A 22,200-nucleotide genomic window follows, 5' to 3' on the forward strand; every position below is an offset into this window, starting at 1 on the left:
TATTAATGTATTTCTTTATTCTCTTTTTACCTTTCTTGATATTGTTTGAAAAAAGAATTACCATAGAAGGTTATTCTATGGTAATCTTGTTATCTATACTTGTCCTGACAATAATATCAATAGTTCTTCACCATTAATTCGTTATAATCGGTTTCAGCTTTAGGTATTTCATAATACCAACCATCAGCGGATTGATCTTTTTCCAAGAAACCGCAAAATGCAATATTGAAGTTCGATCCTGTACGTTTGCATGGTAAATTCAAGCGTTTCAAATCGAACCAACGGAATCCTTCTCCCCAAAGTTCAATTCTACGGCTATTCATTACCTCTTCGGCAAAAGCATCTCCAGTTTTACCGCTGTCTTTGTATTCCGGATCTCTCTGATCCATTAATGTCTTAAAGTACTCTTTAGCAGAAGTGGTATTTCCTGAGCGGGCATAAGCTTCGGCAGCAATCAAGTAAAGCTCTGATATACGCATGAATGCAAAGTCCCCAACTGCATTGGCTGTAGAACGAGCTCTGAATTTTCTGTTTTGATATGCACGTTTATTGTAAGCTGTTGTAGGTACAGCTGAAGTACCTGTTGGATCCCACCATTGACGACGCAAGTCTGTAGGCGACATCAAATCGTATGTACTTTGGCTGATACATTTAATACCTGTACGTATAGCTCCTGCATTGAAGTTCCATGACATGTAAGCATAGAATGAATAAAAATATACTGTTTGATCATCTAAGGTCATTGCTGCATACAATGCTTCACTGGTAGTAGTCGTAATATCAGCAAAACCATTAGTTAACATTGCTTGAGTCATTACTGAATGACCATCAGCTTTAGCTAAAGTAATAGCTTCTGCTGCATACTCAGCTGCTTTAGGATAATTTTGTTGAGCTAATGCTACTCTTGCTCTCAAACCATATACTACAGTTGGGCTATAGTGATTTATATCATTTGGTTCATAATCTGCAAGTAATGTAGATGCTTCTTCTAGGTCGCTATTAATCTTTGTATATACTTCTTCTACGGTATTACGAGCCATATTTACAACTTCCGAAGATTCGCGATATGGTACTCCTAATTGAGTATTTTGAGTAGTTGCATCATATCTTTTAGCGTAATACTGGACCAATTGGAAATGAGCCCAACCTCTGATCGCAAGACATTCTCCTTTGATATGCAGAGCTAATGCTTCTGTTGAATTAGGGAAATTCAGTTCTAGTTTTTCTAATATCTTATTTGCATTTAAGATAAATTGGTAATAAGTTTTCCAAACCCCCGAGTTATATACTATATTATCATTAGTATTTATAGCCCATGTAAGATTTGTTTGGTGCGCTACTTGGGTATCCCATGTCATATCATCACCATGAGCCTCACGAGCCACTATAAATCCGGGCTCTGCACCTAGAGCTTGAGTTTCTAAGTCTTGGGAAATCATTTTACGGTGGATACCATTCAAGGCAATATAAAGCCCATCAAGGGTACTTCCTACAACCTCTTCAGAGATTGACGATGAAGGTGTGGTATCTAAATAACTCTCAGAGCAGCTCCCTAACAAGAATAATGAAGCAAATGCTAAAAAAGTAACTTTTGTGCTTTTAATATATCTATATTTCATAATTATATTCTTTTAAAAAGATAAGTTAAGACCCAATGTAATTGTTTTAGCAGGCATGTATACGTTATATGAGATACCTGAATAATTCATCTGAGGATTGAATCCTTGACGAGCTTTAATCATAAACAAGTTTTCTGCATTTATACTGAAACGTGCTTCACTTAACTGAATTTTACTTAACAAACTTCTAGGAACTGAGTATGATAAATTTACAGAACGTAGATTCAAATAATCAGTACTTGTCAACCAGCGGCTTGAATAACTTTGACCAATACTGGTATTGTATGTTGAAGTATTGTCTAAACGAGGTACAGATGTAACATCACCTTCGGTTTTCCACGCTTTCAATACGTCTGTACTCATTGACAATCCGTAACCAGATGTACTCATTAAGTTAGCATATACTATATCAAGAGCCTTACCTCCCAATTGATAAGAGAATACAGTACCTAGAGTGAAATTTTTATAGTCTACGGTGAAGTTAAAACCTCCATACCATTTAGGAATAGATCTTCCGCTATAATCAAATTTTGCATATGAATAAGAACTTGTAACCTGCACTCCATTAATCTCCTGCACAGTTTTTTCGATAGCTGCAGTTAAAGTTCCATCTTCTTTGTTGTAAGCATCAGTATCCAGTAGGTATAACCCATTTCCGTTTTGAGAATCAACACCATACCATTGTCTTAACCAAAATTCATAGATTGATCTTCCTTCTATAAGTTTTTTAGAGCCTGATATCAAACCATTTTTATTTACATCTGGCATTCTAATAATCTCATTTTTGATATATGTAGCATTAGCACCAATATTTACCTTCCAGTCTTTATTCTGAAATGCCAAATAATTTAAATCAATCTCAACACCTGTATTACGAACTTTACCAATATTTTGAACTATCGAGCTAATACCATTAGATGTAGCCTTAGATACATCGAAAAGCAGATCTTTTGAGTCTTTAATAAAGTATTCTATCGAACCATTCAATTTACCAAACAAACCAAATTCAAGAGCAATGTCTTTTGAAATCTGAGTTTCCCATTTTAGATCTTTATTAGCCAAAGTTGTAAAATATACACCAGCTTCGTTTCCATTATTTTCACCCAAACCATATAGTGTTTGGTATGGGTAATAATCATCTTCGCTATCTGCATTCAATATTTGGTCTACCCCTGTTTCTCCGTATGAAGCTCTCAATTTCAAATTATCTACCCAAGTTAATCCTTTCATAAAGTCTTCTTGGGAGATTCTCCATGATGCACCATATGACCAGAAGTTACCCCATCTGTTATCCTTGGAGAAACGCGATGTGCCATCGCGTCTGTAAGAGAACGATCCATAATATTTATTATCATAATCGTAATTCAAACGACCAAAATACCCTTCTTTATTATAAGTATCGGTATATGATGTTAAATTATTAACTGATGTGAAATTTTCAAAATCGAATACATCTTCAAATATCTGAGACACTTTCATTCCATACATATATTCATATACATATTTATATGACTCATGTCCTAATAAGGCTTCGAAATTATGATGCTGAATTGACTTCTTATAATTAACTAATTGATTTAATGTTTGAGTAATAGTTCTACTTGAAGTTAGAGCCAAACGACCCGGTCCTGCTTGACCATCTCCAACATATGGATTTTCATATACTTTTGATCTATAATCATTAGATTCTAAAGCATAGTTGGCAGTAATATCTAATCCTTTGATTGGAGATATTGTTACATATGTACGTCCTACAAGACTGTTTCTATCATATTTTCTCGAGTTCATTTCTGTTTCAGCAATAGCATCACGTCCAGCACTAGATAATCTACCACCATTGTAGTCATACACATACTCATTTTTATTAGTAGTTACATTGCCATTGCTATCAAGATATGCCCCAGTTGTTTTATCGTGTTTATGTACCGGATATATAGGAGCCATGTTTCTGATAAAACGGGTTAAGTTACCGGAAGCACTCGAATCATCAGCTGTAGATGTCGAATATGTTGCAGAAGATCGTGTATAAGCTAAATTTATACCTGATTTAAACCAATTTACGGGATTAATATTATGATTTAAACGAGCTGAATATCTTAAATAACCAGTCTTTAACATATAACCTTTATCATCCAAATATGAAACAGAAGAGTAGGTGTCACTCTTTTCTGTTTTAGAGCCATATCCTATAGTGTACTCTTGACGATATCCAGTGCCGTAAGCTGCATCATCCCAATCAAGGTCATCGCCCCATTTCAAAGCAGATGCTCCAGGATTTAATCGACCATCTGTACCTACAACATCAGCATCAGCTATACCTGAATATGGATTATATTTCAATGTGCTTACTATATTCGCTGATGCCAGTGAAGCAGCTTCTTCCTGAGTCTTACCTGCAGTAACATATGTGTTTTTCAACATTTCCCATTGAAGTGGATAATATTCCGATACTCCTACTCTTGAATAATCTTTATATGCTCTTGAAGACCATCCTTGTTTAATGCTTAAAGTAACATTAGAATTTGCTAATGCTCTTTTGGTAGTAATCAATACAACACCATTACCAGCACTTGATCCATACAATGCTGTAGAAGCTGCATCTTTAAGAATAGTCATAGATTCAATATCACTTGGATTGATATTTGCAATACTCCCATTATAAACTGCACCATCAACAACATATAATGGAGCATTAGAGGCATTAACCGAGCCGAATCCTCTAATACGTAATGCGGCAGATTCTCCTGGTTGTCCTGTAGCAGCAGTAACCTGTACTCCCGGTGCATTACCTTCAATTGCTGATAAAGCACTGGTAATAGGACGAGAACCTATTGCCTGAGATTGTATCAAGGAAGCAGATCCTGTAAATGATGACCTTTTAGCTGTACCATAAGCAATAACCATAACCTCGTCTAAAGCTTTAGTATCATCTTCCAAAGTAATTACCATTTGGTTCTTAGCCTTAAGCTCGACTGTTTTGTAGCCTACTAAAGAAAAGGTTAATACGTCTTTACCTTGAGGGATATTCAGTTTGAATGATCCGTCAATATCTGTATTTGTACCTACAGTTGTCCCCTTTACCACTACAATTGCACCAATAACAGGCTCTTTGTTTACATCCAATACCTTACCCGAAATCGCAGTCGTTTGTGCCGAAGCATATCCTATCATTAAGAAATAGGACAGAATAAATAGTACGATTTTTTCCTTCATAAAACAATCTTCCTTTAAATTAACTTCTTTTTTAACTCTTTTTTATTTCATTAACTCTGCGCAAAAGTATGTAAAATTTATTAAAAAAAATGCTTTTGGTCCGATTTTTAAGAAAAATATGTCAATTGGGTCTTGATTAGATGTGATTAGTCTAATTATTGTCACTATTAGTTCCTGTTTTTTGTATTTGCCCAAAAGTATTAACTGGATATTTAATCGAATTCTTTTATCTTGTTTAAATGTAAAATTTGTTGGTTGATGTTTCTTATGTTTGTAGATGCATTGTCCTGGAGATGTTAACGTTGCTAACGTTAAAAAAAATGGTGTTGTTTTGTTTAGTGACTGTATCTTTGATGTCTTTGAATGAAAAAACGCTAACCGATTGATAAATCAATGATTAGCGTTTTACTCTGTACTCGGAGCGGGACTTGAACCCGCACAACCTAATGGTCACAAGATTTTAAGTCTTGCCGAATATGTTTATTTTAAAGTTTTTTAGAGATTACTGTAAACAGTTTGTAAACATATTATATTATCTTCTCCTTTTTCTTTTCACTTCAACCACATTGAATATTTGGGCGATCTCTTGAATATTTATCACTCTATCCTCATACAGTGGATTCAAGGAATGAATAGTAATATCTCCTGTTTTTATGTTGTGATCTATTATTCTTTTTACTAAGATGCCATCAGTCCTATGTACTAGTACAAAATCCCAATCGTTGAAGTGTAATTTATATTGCCATAAATCTTCTTTTAATCTCCGACAATATAATACATCACCCTCTAAAATGGATTCGTATGAGCGATCATCCATGCTGTCACCCCGTACCTCAAAACCTATATATGTGCCTTTTGTCTCATTATCTACATCCCAAGGAATAGTTGGCAGTGTTTCCATATATTCTTCATCTGCAAAACCACATAGATAGCCTGCATAAGCATATTGACTCACTAGTGGGATTTGATTAGTTTGTAAGTTTGTTGTAATTATAGCTTCATTCCTGTTTGATTTAAGCATTGACCCTATACCAAATGCCAACCATTCTGGACTAATATCAAATTGTCTGACTCCCATGTATATTTTGTCAAGCATTTCACTGCCCGGTTTACTCATTCTCCCTCCAATAATTGATTTCATAGAAGATTCTGAGACCCCAGAGTCTCTGCATAGATATTTTACGTTTCCATTATAAAATGTATTTACAATTTTTTCAATTCTTTCATTTATAGTTGTTTCCATATTCTAGTTATTTAGAATTATTCTAAATTAATGTAATTACATCAAATAGTTATATAAAAAATTGTAATTACGTTTGCAATTACATACCTTTGGATTATCAAAAAAAACAAAAGAAAAGGGTATAAAAAAGCCGCCGAGTAAGCGTACTCAGTTTTACATTTTCTTTAGCACTGCAAATGTACGGCTTTATACCTCTTTCTAAAAGTAATAACTGTTAAAATAATTAAATTATGAAAGAAAGAGAAAATCCATTAGAAATTCACCGAATTAAGAATTTAGCTTTTTCGATTGCGTCTAAGATTAAAACGAAGAAAGGGTTTGATTTATTTATTGACGCATTACAAGGGTCATGGAATGAATTACAAGACTATGAGACGCATCTACGAAACAATCACAATGAGCCTGGACACCTGTTTGATGGTGTTGATTACATATATCCAGACTCACCAGATACCTTATAATTATTCTTTCTCTAAGAGAAGGGTATACAATATTGATTTGTCACTGGTTGTAACACCATCCTCCGCATCTAATTTTTGTCTGACATTAAAGACATAGGTTGTAGATACGGAACTGATAGTCCAGCCGTCTCTGAGGTGTTTTTCGAAATAAACAGTGATATCCTTCTCTCCTAAAAAATATTCAACTAATCCACTTACAATTTTCTGTTTCATAACAATAACATTTAAAATAATAAAATATGAATACAATAATTACAGCAAAATTTGAACTTTCCGATACTAAAAAGCAAGCGTTAAGACTTTGGTGTCTTAAAACAGAGCGAGACTTACCCATCCAACTATACAACTGGTTATTGAAAGCTGAATCGCATGGAGATCTAGAACTTAGAAAAACGTGTGTCCTAGTAACTGGGTCTCTTGGGTCTCCTTTAGATAACTACAATTGGGTTAAATACAACATCAACCCTGATAATATCCTTAAAGATCCTGATTACCCTGCTCTTGACTCTGATCCAAGAGCAATGCTATTTGATGATTAATCAACAGGCATTAGTGCAGATTTAATTTCATCGTATGACTGATCAACAATGATACTCGTTTTATTACTCACCTTATAGTCTTTTATAAAATGTATATGTGACTTGGATTTAGAAGCTATATCAATACCAACCTCTAGAATTACAGAGGTGTTTATCAAGAATTTATTTCCCTCAAACGTAATTTCAATAAACTTACTCATAATATCAAATTTAAATTAATAAACGTAAAGCTAATAAATAATATGAAAACTACTTACAAAATATTCGGTATAACGGTCTTCAAGACAGTATGTAAAGGCTCTTGGGAAGCATATAAACCTCACTCAATTGATTATATATTTTTGGGATTTAAAATCGCAAGCCGAATCGTTACTTAATTAATTCGAATACCTGATCAATAGATTATTGAACAGTAATACTACTCCATCCTATAAAGAATATTGACGTGTATGTATCGGACTTCCTTTCAGAGAAATGAGTAATAGTACTAGGGTGAATATAAACGGTTCGGGTTTCCTTAATTGGGTTGATTTCAGTCAATTTAATCATGGTAATAAAAGTTTAAATTTTTCTAAAGTAACAAATAAATCAATAAATAATATGAAAACGAATCAAAATTTAATACGCAAAATGGGCGAGTTCGATGTCATTCAGAGGACAAGCGATGGATATTTCGATGCTAATCTACTATTAGGTGCGTGGAATACAACTAAAGGAAATTCAAGAAAAAACCTACCTGACTTTACCGATTCGAAGGGTACAAAGGAGTTCCTAATAGCCCTTCAAGAAGAACTTCTAGCCAATGCAGAGATTTCTGCAATGTCAGATTATCAGCCAATTAAATCATCTAAAGGTCGGATGACTAGAAAAGGCAAAACGAAAGATCAAGTTTGGATGCACCCTTACCTATTTATAAAGTTTGCCATGTGGATTAATCCTCGATTCGAAGTAAAAGTTATCAAATTTGTATACGATCAGCTCATTCAATACCGCAACGATGCAGGTGATTCATATAAAGAAATGGCATCAGCGATTTGCAAAATAGTTCCGAAAGGAGAGCAAGCCAAAGCTATAAAAGAAATATCAATGGCAAATAACCATATTGTTTATGGTACTCACGAAAAGGAAATTCGAAATAAGCATGCCGAAGAAGGTAAAATAAAACAACTCGACGAACTACAAACAGATATCACTAAATTAATTACAGACGGATTTATTAGTAACTATAATTCATTACTTAATTATTTACGTCGCAAATGGACTCAAAAACACCAACCTAAATTTATTACAGAGTCATGATAAAAGTTATACCAAAAATAGTTGATTCTGTAACAGTAGATCATTTGCAGGATATAGAAATTGGTGATACAGCTTTTTTTAGATTACCCTGTTTTAGCCAAGTAAAATCAGCACAGAGTACAGCTAATTATTATGGGAAAATTAAAAAGTTTGGAAAGAAATTCAAAACACAAAGTCGAAAGGAAGATAATTTACTAATTATTAAAGCTGTTGCATTATGAATTTAGATGACAAAGTAAAGCCGACCTGTGATATCTCTTTAAAGACTTGGCTCAATGAAAAAGAACTAATGGTTTATGTATCACTGGGTAGAGACAAGATTAGAAAAGCTAGACAAAACGGTAAATTACCCTCGATTGATCTTATGGGGCGTATTATTTATGAACGATCTGCTGTTGACGCTTGGATTAGAAAAGAATCAAAGAAATCTGGAATAAAAAGATAATGACCGATGACGACTTTTTATGGAATAAATATTTTGAACCCGAACCTGAGCGACCCGACCAAGATTATTACGAAGAAGAAAAAGACAGACAAAGATATTATAATAGAAAATTTAAACCCGACCAAGATGAAAACAGTAAAAATCATATACTTCCTGATCAGCTTAGTTCTACTAATGGCTGAAATAACTGCCCCGATCCTGACTACACTCTTTTATTACGGCTTTGTCCTAATTAATCTATCCATATCTGTTCGGTTACTTAATAAACTCGACCGCTATGAGCAGAGCAGATAAACGCTTTAATAAGCAACTCAAACTTTCAATGATTGGCTTTGTGCTGATTATAACCGCACTGATACTAGGTACAGGCTACTTACTCTAAAATAATATAACGTATTGATAATAAAAGATTAAAACTCTTCGCAAGTCGTTGAGCGCACCCTTCTTGTCCTTATTTGTGAGGTTCTGGGTGTAAAACGCAAGTTCTTTGACATATTGATTTCCTAAACGAGTACCTTATTAGGTAGAGTTTAAAACCGAGACTTAGCAGTTAAGGGATGCCGATTTGAGGAAGTCGGAATAGAATGCTAAAAGGAATAGGTTCTAGCACCATCGAAGCACTTCGTGAGGCTATTGGGTGTGTAAAATACAAAATACAATCTCCGATCAGTACGATTCTGTGTAATAAACTTGGGTGTTTGTCGGAGAACAAATTGTTTAATTAAAAATTACAGATATGAAGATTACAATCGATTTAGAAGACTTGGTTAACGATTTTATTGAAGATGCACATCAAGGGGAATATGGCATTGAGGATCAATTCGAATTAAAAGAAGAAATAAAGCAGGCTATCGTCAAGCAGGTATCTTATACTAATTTCCGAAACGAGATAGCCGAAATGAGGTCCAACGCTCATGAATTATTAAAGAAACGTGTAGCCGAGAAGCTTGATGAGATTATCGAAAAACAGGTTGATCGCATTATAAAAGAAGATAAGGTCAAATTTGGTTATTCTAGTGAGCCTGTTACTCTATTCGAATACATTCAAAAGGTCTATATGGATACGTCTTATAATAGAAAATTGAAACTAGAAGACATTGCAAAAAGTATCGCAGATAAGAGGGCTGAGCAAATGAAAGATAGGTATGATTTACTATTTGCTTCTCAATTTGTGAGTAAATTAGATACTCTAGGTCTGTTAAAACCGGATGCTGCAAAGATCCTATTGGATTATCAAAACGAACAGATGTAACAATCAACCCAAACCCGATGTGCCTTGATCGGCTATTCGGGAGCAAATTAATTTACGAATGCCAAGCGTGCAAATCCGAGATGGACGAGTACGCTTTTTTTATTTGATTATAATTTAAAACTAAATAATTATGCTGGAAAAATTAACAAAAGAACAAGAAGCTATAATGCTTCAAACTAGAGACGAATGGATTAATCTATTCTTTGATAACGTAAAAAGTCAAAAAGGAATAGACAAACCTATGTTTGAGGATGGTATAAAATGGCTATATAATGATTTACTTAATAAGCCTACCCCTAAAGTTATTTATTGTGACAGTTGGTTGAGTTGCTTGTTGGCTATTGCAATTTTAAAGGATAAAAAACATGTCGGGGATTCTGTCTGGGATTCTGTCGGGGCTTCTGTCAGGGATTCTGTCTGGGATTCTGTCTGGGCTTCTGTCGGGGATTCTGTCGGGGATTCTGTCTGGGCTTCTGTCGGGGCTTCTGTCAGGGCTTCTGTCTGGGCTTCTGTCAGGGCTTCTGTCAGGGATTCTGTCTGGGCTTCTGTCTGGGCTTCTGTCGGGGCTTCTGTCGGGGATTCTGTCGGGGCTTCTGTCTGGGCTTCTGTCGGGGCTTCTGTCTGGGCTTCTGTCAGGGATTCTGTCAGGGATTCTGTCAGGGATTCTGTCTGGGCTTCTGTCTGGGCTTCTGTCGGGGATTCTGTCGGGGCTTCTGTCTGGGCTTCTGTCAGGGCTTCTGTCAGGGATTCTGTCTGGGCTTCTGTCAGGGATTCTGTCTGGGCTTCTGTCGGGGCTTCTGTCGGGGATTCTGTCAGGGATTCTGTCTGGGCTTCTGTCAGTGAATATTCCTCTTATATCGACTTATCTAATTATGGATGGGTCTCTTTCTATGATTTCTTCGAGAAGATAAACGTACTCGATAATTTTAAATTTAAACAATACAAGAAAATTATAAAATCGGGAGTTTTTCAGGCTTATGAATATGAGGATTTGGTATTTGCGGTTCAGCCTCCAATTTCAATAAGCCGGGATGAGAGAGGAAGACTACATTCTGTCTCTAAACCTTCCGTTGTATTTCGAGATAAAAGCGAATATTATTATATCCACGGAGTAAACATCCAATATTCATTATTTGATAAACTATCTCAAAATGAATATTCATTTGATGATTTTGTAACTGAGAAAAATGAAGAAATAAAAGCTGCTGCATTATCCTTTATAGAGGAACGGCATGGAAACGAGGCTTTATTTAGGTTTATCTCATCCAATTTAAAAGAGATCGACTCTTACACAGATAGAAAAAACGAAGTTTACTTGGTAGGAACTACTAAAGGAATGAATATTGGAGTTTATACCTTATTTAAAGGACAGATTAATAGCATCAATTTAGCTTTTGTTCGGTGCTATTGTCCGTCAACAGACAGAATGTTCTTCTTGGCTGTTGATCCACTAAATAACAATGCTAAAGATGCCATAGCTTCATTATACAGAGTGCCACGAAAACTATCGTCTGAAATAAAATATATTCAAAGACAGGGAGAGCGATTTTCTACGGTATTTACGAAGAAAGGCAAAGAAATATTAAGGACTTTATCAGAGTCTGATATATCTGATCTAATACATATAGATGGAGACTCTTATTTCAAACTAATGCAATACGAATATTAATAAATAACAAAATGGGAACAGTAAAAAAAGTGAATGTAGCCCCTTCATCGGTTGAAGGGCATTTTGTGCATGATGCAAACAAAGTAGTGAATTTAGATCAGGTGAATGAGACTTTCTTAGTAGAAGGTAAATCGTCTCTAGTCACAAAAAATCACACAACTCTTGAAATGAATGAGGATTGCTTGATTACCTGTCAAACGGTCTATAATCCGTTTCTAAAGGCTTTTGAAAAGTCGAGAGACTAGTTTGCTTATTTAGTATTTAATCAGGGCAGGGAATTACTCTCTGCCTTTTTCTTTTTACACAATAATAACAAAAATATGAAAGATGATACGACTGTACCGACTTGCCCGTTCTGCGGTGTTGGCATGATAGAAAAACCGAAAGTATTAGGACGTAAAAAGTTTGAGTGTCCTTGTTGTAATTATTCAGATTTAATGTATAACCGATTAGAAACAGCAATTATTAATGGTAGAATGGATGATGAGATTACTAAACAAATGGCGAGAGATTTACGGTTTTGGGACATATACCCGATATCAGAGACGGAATTTGAGGAGGAAATATAAAGATAAGTATTGATATGGAAGAACAGGAAGAAGTAATTAGAGATACCCCCGAGGATGAAGCTCTAAGACTTGCAAAGCAGTTCATTCCAAAGACAGCCGAGAATATAGATCAATTAGAGGTCATTTATTTTGGTCGAAATGGTTTGTTAGAATTGGCTGCTTTTATTCAAGATGGACTGTTACAACACAAGATTTTCAGTGCTGCCGAAGATTATTGTGAGGACTATAAACCAATATCCTCGGACTCGGACTATTGGAATGAGATATGGTTCACATCGGTGGGGATTAAGAAGTTTTTGAAATGGTGTAAACCACGAGAAAAGGGATTGTTTGATTTTTAAATAGATAAAAGATGGCAGAAGAAGCTTTAAAGCATTGGAGATATGGCGGTAAAATAAGCCATATTGGGGTAGAAGCTCTACCTAATGGAGAAAATATTGATGTTACTATCAAATACATCGAATATCGGGTGAATGAGGAAATAAACGGGAAAAAACAAGATGCTTGGGTTGCAGTATTTGAACAAAATCCATTTTTTCAATTACCTATGATTCTCAACTCAACGAATCGAAAGCGTATCTGCAGAATGGCAAAAAACAACTATCCTGAAACGATAAAGGATTTCAGAGTCACTTTGACAAAAGAGATGGATAGAACACCAGAAGGTATTAAGGATTGGTGCTTACGGGTAAGTCCAACACAGCCTAGATTACCCGATTTTACAAAAGAAATCGAAGCGGAATGTGCCAAGTTGAAACAATGTAAGACTCTTGATGAACTCAAGTCTGTTTACGCTTCTCTGAAGCACTCCAAAGATTTGAAGGTTATTTCGGTTAAGGATGAATTAAAAGGTACGCTCAAGTGAAAGTATACGATGAAATTCTGCAACAATCGCCTGAATGGTATGAAATAAAGTATGGCAAAGTCGGAGGATCTAGTTTAGAAAAGATTATGACTAATCGAACTAAGCCAATCCGAGAAAATCCATACTACACCGAATTACTTTCAGCCAGATTTGAGGAGTTTGAGTTCGAGGAAACATTTACCTCTCATGATATGGAACGTGGCAATATGTACGAACCTCTAGCTCGTTCCGAATTTGAGCGAATTAAGGGGGTGCAAATCGAGCAGGTTGGATGGGTAGAGGATAAATCTGGAATTTATGGTATATCTCCAGACGGATTGTTTGATAATAGAAAGCAAGGAATTGAAATAAAATGCCCAAGCCGAATTACTCATATGAAGTACATTCAGAATCCTATTAGCATGGTTGAGCAGTATGTTTGGCAAGTGATTGATTATTTTCTAACTATAGGGATCAAAAAACTTCACTTCATGTCATTTAGACCTGAAAATCAAATCAAACCTTTACTCATTCAAGAAGTTACGAAACGAACCATGCTGAATATCTCGGCAAAAGAAAAGTTATCAGTCTCGGATTTAGTTTCATTAGCTAAAGCCAGACTTATAGAATTAGAATTGGCTTTATCAGAAGATGTAGCTAAGTATAAACAACAAATAGCATTTTAAAATGAATCTAAAAGGAAAAGTAATTCAATTATTACCTGTCGAAACAGGTGCAGGAAAAAACGGAGAGTGGAAAAAACAGAGCATTATTATCGAGACAGAAGGACAGTACCCTAAAAAAGTGTGCGTGTCTCTTTGGGGTGATAAGGTTGAAACGGTTGCAAACGGTGCAGCCGTGGATGTCTCATTAGACCTAGAAAGCCGAGAATACAATGGACGATGGTATACTGAGGCTAGGGCATGGAAAGTCGATGCCGTTGGAGGTAATTCAGCTCCGAGTCAAAGTGCGACTCCGCAACAGTCCGCTCCGCAACAGGGTGGGGATGATGATAATATGCCATTTTGAGATATTCGCCTATGGAGTATAAAAAGTGTTTTAAATGTTTCAAGATATTTCCAATAACTTCATTATACAAACATTCGGGCATGCCTGATGGTCATATAAATAAATGCAAGGATTGTACAAAGAATGATGTTAGGCTTAATTATCTAAAGAATATTGAAAATCCTGATTATGTAGATAAAGAGCGATTAAGGGGTCGTGTAAAATATGCCAAATATAAGTATGAAAGTAAGAATGACAAGTCCGGTAGATCTATTTCAAGAATATTAAAAAGAAGAGGTATTGATATGAATGAAAAAGAAGCACATCACTGGAATTATAATTTTCCAAATAGTGTTTTTATTGTATCAAAGAGGGTTCATTCACTAGTTCATAAGAGGCTAACATATGATCCTAATAGAAAAATATTTCACGTTAATGGAATATATCTTGATACAAAAGAAAAGCATTATGAATATATTCTTTCTGTTCTACAAGAAAATAATATAAAATGTAGAATAGATTATTTTGAAACGCTTCAAATAGCGTAATAATAAACCAACCCAATTCAAACCGAGCCTCTGCATTTTGTGGAGGCTTTTTAATTTAAACAAAATGGAAAAGAAAACGTGTTTTGTAAAAGAAGATTCAATTCAGTTATTTAAGAGCAATCTTGTTGATCCAGAAAATAAAGAAGAAACGGAGGACTCGGAATTAATATCAGAGCTTGAGGACAGAGGCTATTACGTCTCTAAAATAATCACAACAGGTTATGAATCTATGATTAGCTTGCCGAAACACAAACTAAGAGAGTGTTTACAGGACTCATTCGAACTCAATCATCATGTTTCAGATGAAGTATTATTAGAAACAATAAAAAACGCATTAAAATGAAATTCGTTATAAATTCTAAGCAGCTATATGATAAGTTGCAAAAATTAGGCAAGGTGATTAATTCGAAAAACACCTTGCCCATCCTTGACAATTTTTTGTTCATTATAAGTGGACTAAGATTGAAGATTGTCGCTACAGATATTGAAACAAGAGTCGGAACGGAGATAGAAATATCTGAAGTTGACGGTGATGGCAAAATAGCCATTAACGCTCAACAAATAGCCAATGCACTAAAGGATATTCCAAATCAACCTATAACAATTGAAATTAATCCTCTAAATTATGAAATAAGCATATCCTATGAGAATGGCAAATTTTTATTTATTGGAGTAAATCCCAAAGAATATCCTGATCCCCGAAAATTAAAAGACGAATTATCATTTTCAATAGAGTCTGATGTATTATCATCATGTATAGAGGCAACATTATTTGCTTCTGCTTCTGATGAATTACGTCCTATCCTTAATGGAGTTTTGTTAGACATAACTCCTGATAGCCTAACTTTTGTAGCTACTGATGGACATAAGATGATTAAAGTCCAGTCAAATCAAGAATATTTACAGCAACGAAGCTCATTCGTTTTAGTTCAAAAGACCGCAAGAATTCTACAAGGTTTATTACCAAAGAAAAACGAACCCATTTCGGTGATGTTCGATTTGAATACTGGTGTATTCAAAATGTTGGATTTCATTATCACGTGTCGTTTTGTAGAAGGACGCTTTCCTAATTACGAGTCTGTAATACCTAAAGAAAATAGAAACGTGGCTAAAGTTAGTAAAGATCAACTTTTAGCAGTTCTAAAAAGAGTTTCTGTCTTTTCCAATCCAGCCAACAATCTTGTAAAATTAGATTTTAGTAGTAATGGGGTTATCGCGTCTTCGCAGGATATTGATTTTTCTACATCTGCTGAAGAAATGTTACCTTGTGAATATGATGGGGAGTCTCTAGTTATTGGCTTTAAAGCCTCATTTTTACTAGAAATTCTCTCTCACCTACAATCTGATGATATTGCAATTAAAATGTCAACTGCTGATAAGGCTACATTGATCGTTCCTTCTTCGACTAATATATCTACTACTAGCTTAATAATGCCTTTAATGCTTACGGATTGACAGAGTTAACGAAACAAGAATTAGATCAGTTTATTAAATCTGATTTTGCAAGGTATGTGACGGGATTCGAAAACTATATTATTACAAGAGATGGACTAGTATATACTATTTGTCACCACCAATATAAGTCTATCAGATTAAAGACTCCAGATATTATTAAAGGTGGATATAAAAGAGTCAAGCTTCACAAGAACGGAAAATACAAAAGGTTTATTATAAATAGACTTGTTGCAATGACGTTTATCCCGAATCCGAATAATTATCCTGTTGTCAATCACAAAAATGAAATAAAGACTGATAACAGAGTTGAAAACCTTGAGTGGTGTACAGTAAAATATAATATAAACTATGGTACATGTATAAAACGACGGGCTAGTAAAAATGTGAATGGTAAAACATCTAAAAGAGTGGCTCAGATTGACAAGGAAGGAATTATTATTAGAATATTCCCATCAACAAGAGAAGTCGAACGAAATGGATATTGTCATTCAAATGTATCACATTGTGCTTTAAATCCGCATACAACATTCAAAGGATACAAGTGGAAATACATATGACTGATGGCAAAGAAAGCTGAAAAACCAAAAGCAAAACCGAACTGCATATACTGCAAACATAGCATAGAACTGGGCGATCACATGAGTGGTTGCCCTTTTTATAAATACCCACGTAGTAACGGTATTAGAGGTGTTATTCAGTGCGATGTAGGACGGTTCGAGTTAGACGAAAAGAAGTATAATGAAACTAAGAAATAAATCACCAACATGGAACAATTACAATTATTCGATATAGAACCGATACAGATTAGAGCCTTTGATCGCAAGAATAAGGCTCTATATAAAAAGCTTAAAAAAGTCCGTGTAAGTAATTCGAAAACGCTATTGGATGAATTGCAGCCAGAGGTAAAGAAAATCCCTCTAATCGTCTGCAAACAACCTAAAACGATAAAGATGATACCTTACAATTGGACTAAGGAACAGAGAGAAGCTTATATCAAGGCTCACTATGACGAGAACGGACATTTTATAATGCAGCCTGCTGGAGATTTTGATGTTTTCGGGGGAATGGCTAATAGACAATAAATATGAATGAAGGTTGGATAAAACTTTATAGGAGCTTGGTACATAAAGCATTCTATTCTTCTGACTCCGAGAAAGTGCATTTATGGGTTCATTTACTGTTAAAGGCAACACACTCAGGGAGAGAGGAGTTGCTTGGCGGTAGTCCCGTTTTTTGCAATTCAGGTCAGTTCACAACTGGAAGAAAACAATTATCAAGGGAAACTGGTATAAGCGAAAGTAAAATTGAAAGAATCTTGACCTATTTTGAGAAAATCGAACAACAAATTGAACAACAAAAGACGAATACAAACCGCTTAATATCAATAACTAAATGGGGAGATTATCAAGAAGGTGAACAGCAAATTGAACAACAACTGAACAACGACCGAACAACAACTGAACAACGACTGAACACACTACAAGAATGTAAAGAAAGTAAGAATGTTAACAATGATATAAATAACTCTTTCGAATCATTCTTTGACGAGTATCATAAAATTACAAAGTTGAATAAGTCGGATAAAGCTGCTGCTCTTAAGAAATGGAAAACTCTAACAGTATCAGAAAGAACTAAGGCTTTAGAGAATATCTATAACTATTACAATTCTCTCTCTGATAAAAAATACTGTAAAAAAGCTAGGACATATCTAAATGATAAGAACTTCAATGATGAGTTTAGTTCTCCTATGCTATTTGAAGATAATATTAAACCACAAGGAAAAATTAGACAATGAAAAAAGTAATAACATTCGAACAAGCTAAAAGGTTAAAGAGTCTAGGTTATAATTATTATGATTACGAGAAAAATCTATGTCAACATGTGTATAATAATATTGGGGAAATTCTTGAACGTGGAAGTAGTGCCTTAATGTATAATTCAGGCGAAGAATTTGATTGTCCTTCGGTCTATGAGGTGTTAGACTATATTCGAGATGTAAAGGGAATCATTTGTGCTGTTGAACTTGCATTCGGAAATTATCAAGGTGTTTTTATTTCATCCGAAGGTATAAAGAATGCAGAATTCATGAGTACTCATATAGACGCTTGTCTATCACTCCTTGATTGTATTTTAAAATATTTAGAGATCACACAATGAATGAAATTGAGATAAGAAAGGCTTTGGATATTTTAAAGCCAATAGATAGCGAAACAGGTCTCGTGCCTATCATTGAGGTTAGAATTATCGGAGATAGAACATGGTCTGGTTACTTTCGAAATATTGACAACCTGATCGAAGCTATAAAACCGTATAATGACGAAAATATATACTTTACCCTAAATGAAATTACCGAAGCCTGTTATAGTCGAGATCAGTGTGAGAAGATTGTCAAATCAGGCTCAAGGACAAAGACTACTTCGGATGGAGATATTCAGGGCAGAGATTATATACTCATCGACATTGATCCAAAAAGATCGAGTGGGGTGTCTGCTACCAACGAAGAAATAGCGAATGCAAGGATTGTAGGAAATAATGTTTATAAATTTCTCCGAGATCAAGGCTTTACTAAGCCAATATGTGCTTTCTCTGGTAATGGTCTGCATTTGCTATACAAAGTCGATTTAGCTAATAATGCCGAGAATACCGAATTAGTTAAAAAGTTTCTGCAGACATTAGATATGCTTTTCTCTGATGAGAATGTCGATATAGACACATCTGTTTATAATGCCGCTAGGATAACTAAACTGTATGGAACTTTTAGCCGAAAAGGGGCAAATACAGAAGATAGACCTCACCGAATAAGTAGAATCATATCAACACCTGATAAAGTTATTACGCTTGATAAGGCTTTTATTCAAAAGGTTGTTAATCTATATCCGAAAGAAGAAGCTAAGACTTGGAAAAATAACTATCAAGGAAGTGGTGGTTTTGATATTGACGAGTTTATTTCAAAGCATGGCATCACCGTTCAGAAAGAATTACCTTTTAGTGGTGGAACTAAACTAATAATCGATTGTCCGTTTGACTCGAACCATAAAGGTGATGGAGCAATATTCAAACTTAACAATGGTGCAATTGGGTATAAGTGTTTTCATAATTCGTGTCAGCATCACAATTGGGAGTCCTTTAGAAATCATTTTGAACCAAATAGATTTGATCGCAAGCAGATATCCTACAATAGGAGGACTGATAATGCACCAACAGTTGAATACAAGCCTCAAGAGGAAAGTGAGGACAAAGGAAAGAAGTTCTTGATATTCTCTGAGATAAAAGACAAAGACCGAAGTCAAATTGTCTCGATACCAACAGGATTCACAGAGTTAGACAGAAAGATTATCGGATTGAATAAAGGAGAACTAACCTTAGTGTCGGGATCTAATGCTTCGGGTAAATCTTCAATGATAAAACAGCTTTGTCTGAATGCTGTTCAGCAAGGATTTAGAGTAGTCGAATACTCTGGAGAACTTGACTCTACACGCTCAAAGAATTGGACGATACAGCAAGCAGCAGGTAAGCAGTTTGTGGAAGCTACTAGATACGAGAATTACTTTCGTGTGCCTCAGAAGATATCAGACAAAATATCTGAGTGGATGGCTGATAAATGGAAAGTTTACAATAATCTGTACGGATCAAATTTCTCTCAGTTAGTTGCTGATGTTGAAGAAACATTATTAGAAGAAAGTTGCGACATATTCGTTGTCGACAATGTGATGGCTCTTGATTTATCTGATGTCTCCAATGATAAGTATGAGCAACAGAAGAAAGCCGTGTTAAGGTTGAAAGAATTAGCTATTAGGTATAATATTCACATTATCCTTGTAGCACACCCTCGAAAATCGGTCTCTTTTTTACGTAAAGATGATGTTTCAGGTAGTGCAGATTTGACAAATGCTGTTGAAAACGTTGTACTTATACACCGAGTGAATAATGACTTTAGACGGAGGGCGCAAGAGTTTTTTGGAGAAGAAAAAGCAAAAGATTATTATACTTATGGCAACGTTATAGAGGTTGCTAAGAATCGTGATTTAGGTATTGTCGACCATTTAGTAGGCTTATATTACGAAATTGAATCTAAACGATTCTTGAATGACTTTACTGATAATCCAAATTACGGATGGCAAGACACTCTCGAAGAAGTTCAGTCTGAGTTTAGCTTTCACCAACCTACTCAGTCGGAATTAGAAGCATCATTCTTTTCCGAACCTACACCACTAGATCAATTACCTTTTTAATTAAAATAAAATGAAACAAATGCTATTAATTATAGCTTGTTTGGTGGCACTAACCTTACAGGCTCAGAAAAGTGCGTCCGTATCCCTCAATATTCGATTATATTCGATACAGACCTTAGTGGTTAACACCAATCAGCAGACAGTCAACTTAGACTATGTTACTAAATCTGACTACGAAAATGGAGTCACCTCAAAGCAAGTTGATCACTTATCTGTATTCTCAACGGGTGGATTTGAAATAAAAATCAAAGGGAATGATCTAATTAATAATAGTCGGTCTATATCTGCTCAGGACGTATTTATTCAGCCTTACGATGGCTCTAACGCTTTAAGAGGAGTTACTTATCATCCCGTTAATTTAAATAGCTCAGAAGCTCTTATAATCAGTTCGGATAAAGGTGGGGTAGACAAGACATTCTCGGTTGATTACTCTGCAAAAGGAGATTTCAAATATCTGAATTTATACCGATATTCAGATATAGCTAATGTATTCAGCACGAATGTCATTTATGTAATTAATCCGAAGTGAAATGGAAAAACTAATATCTAAATTAAATATTCCTAGTGGCAAAAAAAGGCGTAAGAAAGGATACCTAAAAAGTGGCTCGCTGATCGGAATGAAATTTGGGAGATTAAAGGTTTTATCCAAATATAAAGATAATCCCATTTCTAAACTAATCAGATGGGAGTGTGAATGTGATTGTGGAAACATAATACAAATAAATACAGGAAATCTAATTTATTCAAATACTCGTTCTTGCGGATGTCTAAGGGTAGATGTCAGTCATAAAGTAAATCTAAAACATGGAAAGTCAAAGTCTCCAATATTCAATATATGGTCAGCGATGAAAGCTAGATGTTACTATCAAAAAGGGAAACATTATTCAGACTATGGAGGTCGAGGAATCAAGGTTTGCAATAGATGGCTTAATTCATTTGATAAATTTTATGAAGATATGGGTGATAGACCAACTTCAAAACACTCACTGGATAGAATTGATGTAAATGGTGACTATGAACCTTCTAATTGTAGATGGGCTACAAAAATGGAGCAAGTAAATAATACTAGAAAAACTTTATTCCTAACCTATAATGGAACTACAAAATCTATATCTGATTGGTCGAGATTCTTGGGAATTAATAAAATGACTATTCGAAGCCGTATACAACGAGGGGGAAAAGATATGGCTAAGATATTATCTACTAAGATTCATAAAAATCAATTTGACGTAGATTGAATGCAGTATTGGATTATTTATCTATAAAGTAAATTATTACAGCAATAGCACTCACCAAGACAGTTAATCCAATAAGAGTATTAAATATTGAATAAGATTTGTGAGATATTATTTTGTACGGCTTATCGCTTCCTACAGCACGATAGAAAAGTAAACGGACTTGACATCCGATATACTTACAAAAGTCGAAAACAATACTAATGAATAATTCACCCATAATAATCAGTTTACTCAAAGATAGAAATAATATGAATATAGAAGAAAAAGCCAAAGAATATGTAAATGAGTTATATATGCAAACTACTCATTTATTTAAAGAAAGATGTATTGCAAGGGAAGGCTATTTATCAGGCTACACCCAAGCCGTCACCGACCGATCAGCCGAGAACGAGAAGCTAAGGGAGGCTTTGAGGGAGATTGTGCAATTTACAGATGAAATGCAAAATGCTAAAACTGATTTCGATTACAATATGAGTTCAACAGAAAGGAAAGCCGCGATAATAAGAGCCAAACAATTAATAACAGAAGAAAAATGAAATTCAAATACAGTGCATTTATCGAAAACA

Annotated in this window: 31 protein-coding genes; 26 read left to right on the top strand and 5 right to left on the bottom strand. The window is 34.9% G+C overall.

Annotated features, from left to right (window positions below):
* Positions 1 to 116: 116 nt before the first annotated feature.
* From AABJ51_RS16700 to AABJ51_RS16710, 3 genes are all read right to left on the bottom strand, one after another.
* Entirely contained in the window at positions 117 to 1,619 is a 1,503-nt protein-coding gene (locus AABJ51_RS16700) for a RagB/SusD family nutrient uptake outer membrane protein (protein WP_338373464.1), read from the bottom strand.
* A 12-nt stretch (positions 1,620 to 1,631) separates the two neighbouring features.
* Entirely contained in the window at positions 1,632 to 4,832 is a 3,201-nt protein-coding gene (locus AABJ51_RS16705) for a SusC/RagA family TonB-linked outer membrane protein (protein WP_338373465.1), read from the bottom strand.
* A 532-nt stretch (positions 4,833 to 5,364) separates the two neighbouring features.
* Entirely contained in the window at positions 5,365 to 6,075 is a 711-nt protein-coding gene (locus tag AABJ51_RS16710) for a S24 family peptidase (protein WP_338373466.1), read from the bottom strand.
* A gap of 230 nt (positions 6,076 to 6,305) precedes the next feature.
* On the opposite strand from AABJ51_RS16710, the gene AABJ51_RS16715 reads away from it, so the two are divergent.
* The gene (locus tag AABJ51_RS16715; protein WP_338373467.1) at positions 6,306 to 6,536 is read left to right on the top strand and encodes a hypothetical protein; all 231 of its coding nucleotides are present in this window, start codon (positions 6,306 to 6,308) and stop codon (positions 6,534 to 6,536) included.
* Here AABJ51_RS16715 and AABJ51_RS16720 read toward each other — a convergent pair whose 3' ends face one another.
* Positions 6,537 to 6,749 carry a hypothetical protein gene (locus AABJ51_RS16720; RefSeq protein ID WP_338373468.1) on the bottom strand — a complete coding sequence of 71 codons (213 nt, stop codon included), beginning with the start codon at positions 6,747 to 6,749 and terminating at the stop codon, positions 6,537 to 6,539.
* Between the two features lie 26 nt (positions 6,750 to 6,775).
* On the opposite strand from AABJ51_RS16720, the gene AABJ51_RS16725 reads away from it, so the two are divergent.
* Entirely contained in the window at positions 6,776 to 7,075 is a 300-nt protein-coding gene (locus tag AABJ51_RS16725) for a hypothetical protein (protein WP_338373469.1), read from the top strand.
* Here the strand turns inward: AABJ51_RS16725 and AABJ51_RS16730 are convergent.
* Complete coding sequence (locus tag AABJ51_RS16730) at positions 7,072 to 7,275, bottom strand: hypothetical protein (RefSeq protein ID WP_338373470.1); 204 nt, start codon at positions 7,273 to 7,275, stop codon at positions 7,072 to 7,074. The genes AABJ51_RS16725 and AABJ51_RS16730 overlap by 4 nt on opposite strands.
* Before the next feature lie 400 nt (positions 7,276 to 7,675).
* Between AABJ51_RS16730 and AABJ51_RS16735 the strand changes: the two genes are divergently transcribed.
* The 24 genes from AABJ51_RS16735 to AABJ51_RS16850 all read left to right on the top strand — a co-directional run bounded on the left by AABJ51_RS16735 (position 7,676) and on the right by AABJ51_RS16850 (position 22,170).
* Positions 7,676 to 8,374 (top strand): KilA-N domain-containing protein, encoded by a 699-nt coding sequence (locus AABJ51_RS16735; protein ID WP_338373471.1) that lies wholly within the window; start codon positions 7,676 to 7,678, stop codon positions 8,372 to 8,374.
* The gene (locus AABJ51_RS16740; RefSeq protein ID WP_338373472.1) at positions 8,371 to 8,595 is read left to right on the top strand and encodes a hypothetical protein; all 225 of its coding nucleotides are present in this window, start codon (positions 8,371 to 8,373) and stop codon (positions 8,593 to 8,595) included. The genes AABJ51_RS16735 and AABJ51_RS16740 overlap by 4 nt, the downstream gene beginning before the upstream one ends.
* The gene (locus AABJ51_RS16745; RefSeq protein WP_338373473.1) at positions 8,592 to 8,819 is read left to right on the top strand and encodes a helix-turn-helix domain-containing protein; all 228 of its coding nucleotides are present in this window, start codon (positions 8,592 to 8,594) and stop codon (positions 8,817 to 8,819) included. The genes AABJ51_RS16740 and AABJ51_RS16745 overlap by 4 nt, the downstream gene beginning before the upstream one ends.
* Before the next feature lie 6 nt (positions 8,820 to 8,825).
* Positions 8,826 to 9,113 (top strand): hypothetical protein, encoded by a 288-nt coding sequence (locus AABJ51_RS16750; RefSeq protein ID WP_338373474.1) that lies wholly within the window; start codon positions 8,826 to 8,828, stop codon positions 9,111 to 9,113.
* Positions 9,114 to 9,555: 442 nt separating this feature from the next.
* Positions 9,556 to 10,071, top strand: a complete 516-nt coding sequence (locus AABJ51_RS16755; protein WP_338373475.1) for an SPFH domain-containing protein — start codon at positions 9,556 to 9,558, stop codon at positions 10,069 to 10,071.
* Between the two features lie 130 nt (positions 10,072 to 10,201).
* Positions 10,202 to 11,740 carry a hypothetical protein gene (locus AABJ51_RS16760; protein ID WP_338373476.1) on the top strand — a complete coding sequence of 513 codons (1,539 nt, stop codon included), beginning with the start codon at positions 10,202 to 10,204 and terminating at the stop codon, positions 11,738 to 11,740.
* Between the two features lie 11 nt (positions 11,741 to 11,751).
* Positions 11,752 to 11,985: a hypothetical protein gene (locus AABJ51_RS16765; protein WP_338373477.1), complete on the top strand. Its 234-nt coding sequence runs from the start codon at positions 11,752 to 11,754 to the stop codon at positions 11,983 to 11,985.
* Between the two features lie 75 nt (positions 11,986 to 12,060).
* Entirely contained in the window at positions 12,061 to 12,309 is a 249-nt protein-coding gene (locus AABJ51_RS16770; protein WP_338373478.1) for a hypothetical protein, read from the top strand.
* Positions 12,310 to 12,323: 14 nt separating this feature from the next.
* Positions 12,324 to 12,650 (top strand): hypothetical protein, encoded by a 327-nt coding sequence (locus AABJ51_RS16775; RefSeq protein WP_338373479.1) that lies wholly within the window; start codon positions 12,324 to 12,326, stop codon positions 12,648 to 12,650.
* Positions 12,651 to 12,661: 11 nt separating this feature from the next.
* The gene (locus tag AABJ51_RS16780; protein ID WP_338373480.1) at positions 12,662 to 13,174 is read left to right on the top strand and encodes a hypothetical protein; all 513 of its coding nucleotides are present in this window, start codon (positions 12,662 to 12,664) and stop codon (positions 13,172 to 13,174) included.
* Positions 13,171 to 13,839, top strand: a complete 669-nt coding sequence (locus AABJ51_RS16785; RefSeq protein ID WP_338373481.1) for a YqaJ viral recombinase family protein — start codon at positions 13,171 to 13,173, stop codon at positions 13,837 to 13,839. Before AABJ51_RS16780 ends, AABJ51_RS16785 begins: the two co-directional genes overlap by 4 nt.
* Before the next feature lies 1 nt (position 13,840).
* The gene (locus AABJ51_RS16790; RefSeq protein WP_338373483.1) at positions 13,841 to 14,182 is read left to right on the top strand and encodes a DUF3127 domain-containing protein; all 342 of its coding nucleotides are present in this window, start codon (positions 13,841 to 13,843) and stop codon (positions 14,180 to 14,182) included.
* An 11-nt stretch (positions 14,183 to 14,193) separates the two neighbouring features.
* A complete protein-coding gene (locus AABJ51_RS16795) occupies positions 14,194 to 14,709 on the top strand; it encodes a hypothetical protein (protein WP_338373484.1) in 516 nt (171 codons plus the stop codon).
* A gap of 64 nt (positions 14,710 to 14,773) precedes the next feature.
* Positions 14,774 to 15,052 carry a hypothetical protein gene (locus tag AABJ51_RS16800; RefSeq protein WP_338373485.1) on the top strand — a complete coding sequence of 93 codons (279 nt, stop codon included), beginning with the start codon at positions 14,774 to 14,776 and terminating at the stop codon, positions 15,050 to 15,052.
* A complete protein-coding gene (gene dnaN, locus AABJ51_RS16805) occupies positions 15,049 to 16,164 on the top strand; it encodes a DNA polymerase III subunit beta (protein ID WP_338373486.1) in 1,116 nt (371 codons plus the stop codon). The genes AABJ51_RS16800 and dnaN overlap by 4 nt, the downstream gene beginning before the upstream one ends.
* The gene (locus AABJ51_RS16810) at positions 16,161 to 16,721 is read left to right on the top strand and encodes an HNH endonuclease (protein WP_338373487.1); all 561 of its coding nucleotides are present in this window, start codon (positions 16,161 to 16,163) and stop codon (positions 16,719 to 16,721) included. Before dnaN ends, AABJ51_RS16810 begins: the two co-directional genes overlap by 4 nt.
* A gap of 3 nt (positions 16,722 to 16,724) precedes the next feature.
* Positions 16,725 to 16,919 carry a hypothetical protein gene (locus AABJ51_RS16815; RefSeq protein WP_338373488.1) on the top strand — a complete coding sequence of 65 codons (195 nt, stop codon included), beginning with the start codon at positions 16,725 to 16,727 and terminating at the stop codon, positions 16,917 to 16,919.
* A 9-nt stretch (positions 16,920 to 16,928) separates the two neighbouring features.
* Positions 16,929 to 17,246, top strand: coding sequence for a hypothetical protein (locus AABJ51_RS16820; RefSeq protein WP_338373489.1), 318 nt, complete (start codon positions 16,929 to 16,931; stop codon positions 17,244 to 17,246).
* A 2-nt stretch (positions 17,247 to 17,248) separates the two neighbouring features.
* Positions 17,249 to 17,959, top strand: a complete 711-nt coding sequence (locus AABJ51_RS16825; RefSeq protein WP_338373490.1) for an LvrA C-terminal domain-related protein — start codon at positions 17,249 to 17,251, stop codon at positions 17,957 to 17,959.
* Entirely contained in the window at positions 17,956 to 18,321 is a 366-nt protein-coding gene (locus AABJ51_RS16830) for a hypothetical protein (protein ID WP_338373491.1), read from the top strand. Before AABJ51_RS16825 ends, AABJ51_RS16830 begins: the two co-directional genes overlap by 4 nt.
* Complete coding sequence (locus AABJ51_RS16835) at positions 18,318 to 20,396, top strand: DnaB-like helicase C-terminal domain-containing protein (RefSeq protein ID WP_321577307.1); 2,079 nt, start codon at positions 18,318 to 18,320, stop codon at positions 20,394 to 20,396. The genes AABJ51_RS16830 and AABJ51_RS16835 overlap by 4 nt, the downstream gene beginning before the upstream one ends.
* A 19-nt stretch (positions 20,397 to 20,415) precedes the next feature.
* On the top strand, positions 20,416 to 20,925 hold the full coding sequence (locus AABJ51_RS16840; protein WP_338373492.1) for a hypothetical protein: 510 nt from the start codon (positions 20,416 to 20,418) through the stop codon (positions 20,923 to 20,925).
* A gap of 1 nt (position 20,926) precedes the next feature.
* Positions 20,927 to 21,634, top strand: a complete 708-nt coding sequence (locus tag AABJ51_RS16845; RefSeq protein ID WP_338373494.1) for a hypothetical protein — start codon at positions 20,927 to 20,929, stop codon at positions 21,632 to 21,634.
* A 248-nt stretch (positions 21,635 to 21,882) separates the two neighbouring features.
* Positions 21,883 to 22,170, top strand: coding sequence for a hypothetical protein (locus tag AABJ51_RS16850; protein ID WP_338373495.1), 288 nt, complete (start codon positions 21,883 to 21,885; stop codon positions 22,168 to 22,170).
* Positions 22,171 to 22,200 lie beyond the last annotated feature (30 nt).

The sequence above is a fragment of the Indolivaga capnocytophagoides genome (assembly GCF_036511535.1).
GTDB classification, from domain to species: domain Bacteria; phylum Bacteroidota; class Bacteroidia; order Bacteroidales; family Dysgonomonadaceae; genus Dysgonomonas_A; species Dysgonomonas_A capnocytophagoides.

Coding starts and splice junctions, on each gene's coding strand:
- AABJ51_RS16700 (WP_338373464.1), bottom strand. CDS start 1,619: ATGAAATATAGATATATTAAAAGCACAAAAGTTACTTTTTTAGCATTT.
- AABJ51_RS16705 (WP_338373465.1), bottom strand. CDS start 4,832: ATGAAGGAAAAAATCGTACTATTTATTCTGTCCTATTTCTTAATGATA.
- AABJ51_RS16710 (WP_338373466.1), bottom strand. CDS start 6,075: ATGGAAACAACTATAAATGAAAGAATTGAAAAAATTGTAAATACATTT.
- AABJ51_RS16715 (WP_338373467.1), top strand. CDS start 6,306: ATGAAAGAAAGAGAAAATCCATTAGAAATTCACCGAATTAAGAATTTA.
- AABJ51_RS16720 (WP_338373468.1), bottom strand. CDS start 6,749: ATGAAACAGAAAATTGTAAGTGGATTAGTTGAATATTTTTTAGGAGAG.
- AABJ51_RS16725 (WP_338373469.1), top strand. CDS start 6,776: ATGAATACAATAATTACAGCAAAATTTGAACTTTCCGATACTAAAAAG.
- AABJ51_RS16730 (WP_338373470.1), bottom strand. CDS start 7,275: ATGAGTAAGTTTATTGAAATTACGTTTGAGGGAAATAAATTCTTGATA.
- AABJ51_RS16735 (WP_338373471.1), top strand. CDS start 7,676: ATGAAAACGAATCAAAATTTAATACGCAAAATGGGCGAGTTCGATGTC.
- AABJ51_RS16740 (WP_338373472.1), top strand. CDS start 8,371: ATGATAAAAGTTATACCAAAAATAGTTGATTCTGTAACAGTAGATCAT.
- AABJ51_RS16745 (WP_338373473.1), top strand. CDS start 8,592: ATGAATTTAGATGACAAAGTAAAGCCGACCTGTGATATCTCTTTAAAG.
- AABJ51_RS16750 (WP_338373474.1), top strand. CDS start 8,826: ATGACGACTTTTTATGGAATAAATATTTTGAACCCGAACCTGAGCGAC.
- AABJ51_RS16755 (WP_338373475.1), top strand. CDS start 9,556: ATGAAGATTACAATCGATTTAGAAGACTTGGTTAACGATTTTATTGAA.
- AABJ51_RS16760 (WP_338373476.1), top strand. CDS start 10,202: ATGCTGGAAAAATTAACAAAAGAACAAGAAGCTATAATGCTTCAAACT.
- AABJ51_RS16765 (WP_338373477.1), top strand. CDS start 11,752: ATGGGAACAGTAAAAAAAGTGAATGTAGCCCCTTCATCGGTTGAAGGG.
- AABJ51_RS16770 (WP_338373478.1), top strand. CDS start 12,061: ATGAAAGATGATACGACTGTACCGACTTGCCCGTTCTGCGGTGTTGGC.
- AABJ51_RS16775 (WP_338373479.1), top strand. CDS start 12,324: ATGGAAGAACAGGAAGAAGTAATTAGAGATACCCCCGAGGATGAAGCT.
- AABJ51_RS16780 (WP_338373480.1), top strand. CDS start 12,662: ATGGCAGAAGAAGCTTTAAAGCATTGGAGATATGGCGGTAAAATAAGC.
- AABJ51_RS16790 (WP_338373483.1), top strand. CDS start 13,841: ATGAATCTAAAAGGAAAAGTAATTCAATTATTACCTGTCGAAACAGGT.
- AABJ51_RS16795 (WP_338373484.1), top strand. CDS start 14,194: ATGGAGTATAAAAAGTGTTTTAAATGTTTCAAGATATTTCCAATAACT.
- AABJ51_RS16800 (WP_338373485.1), top strand. CDS start 14,774: ATGGAAAAGAAAACGTGTTTTGTAAAAGAAGATTCAATTCAGTTATTT.
- dnaN (WP_338373486.1), top strand. CDS start 15,049: ATGAAATTCGTTATAAATTCTAAGCAGCTATATGATAAGTTGCAAAAA.
- AABJ51_RS16815 (WP_338373488.1), top strand. CDS start 16,725: ATGGCAAAGAAAGCTGAAAAACCAAAAGCAAAACCGAACTGCATATAC.
- AABJ51_RS16820 (WP_338373489.1), top strand. CDS start 16,929: ATGGAACAATTACAATTATTCGATATAGAACCGATACAGATTAGAGCC.
- AABJ51_RS16825 (WP_338373490.1), top strand. CDS start 17,249: ATGAATGAAGGTTGGATAAAACTTTATAGGAGCTTGGTACATAAAGCA.
- AABJ51_RS16830 (WP_338373491.1), top strand. CDS start 17,956: ATGAAAAAAGTAATAACATTCGAACAAGCTAAAAGGTTAAAGAGTCTA.
- AABJ51_RS16835 (WP_321577307.1), top strand. CDS start 18,318: ATGAATGAAATTGAGATAAGAAAGGCTTTGGATATTTTAAAGCCAATA.
- AABJ51_RS16840 (WP_338373492.1), top strand. CDS start 20,416: ATGCTATTAATTATAGCTTGTTTGGTGGCACTAACCTTACAGGCTCAG.
- AABJ51_RS16845 (WP_338373494.1), top strand. CDS start 20,927: ATGGAAAAACTAATATCTAAATTAAATATTCCTAGTGGCAAAAAAAGG.
- AABJ51_RS16850 (WP_338373495.1), top strand. CDS start 21,883: ATGAATATAGAAGAAAAAGCCAAAGAATATGTAAATGAGTTATATATG.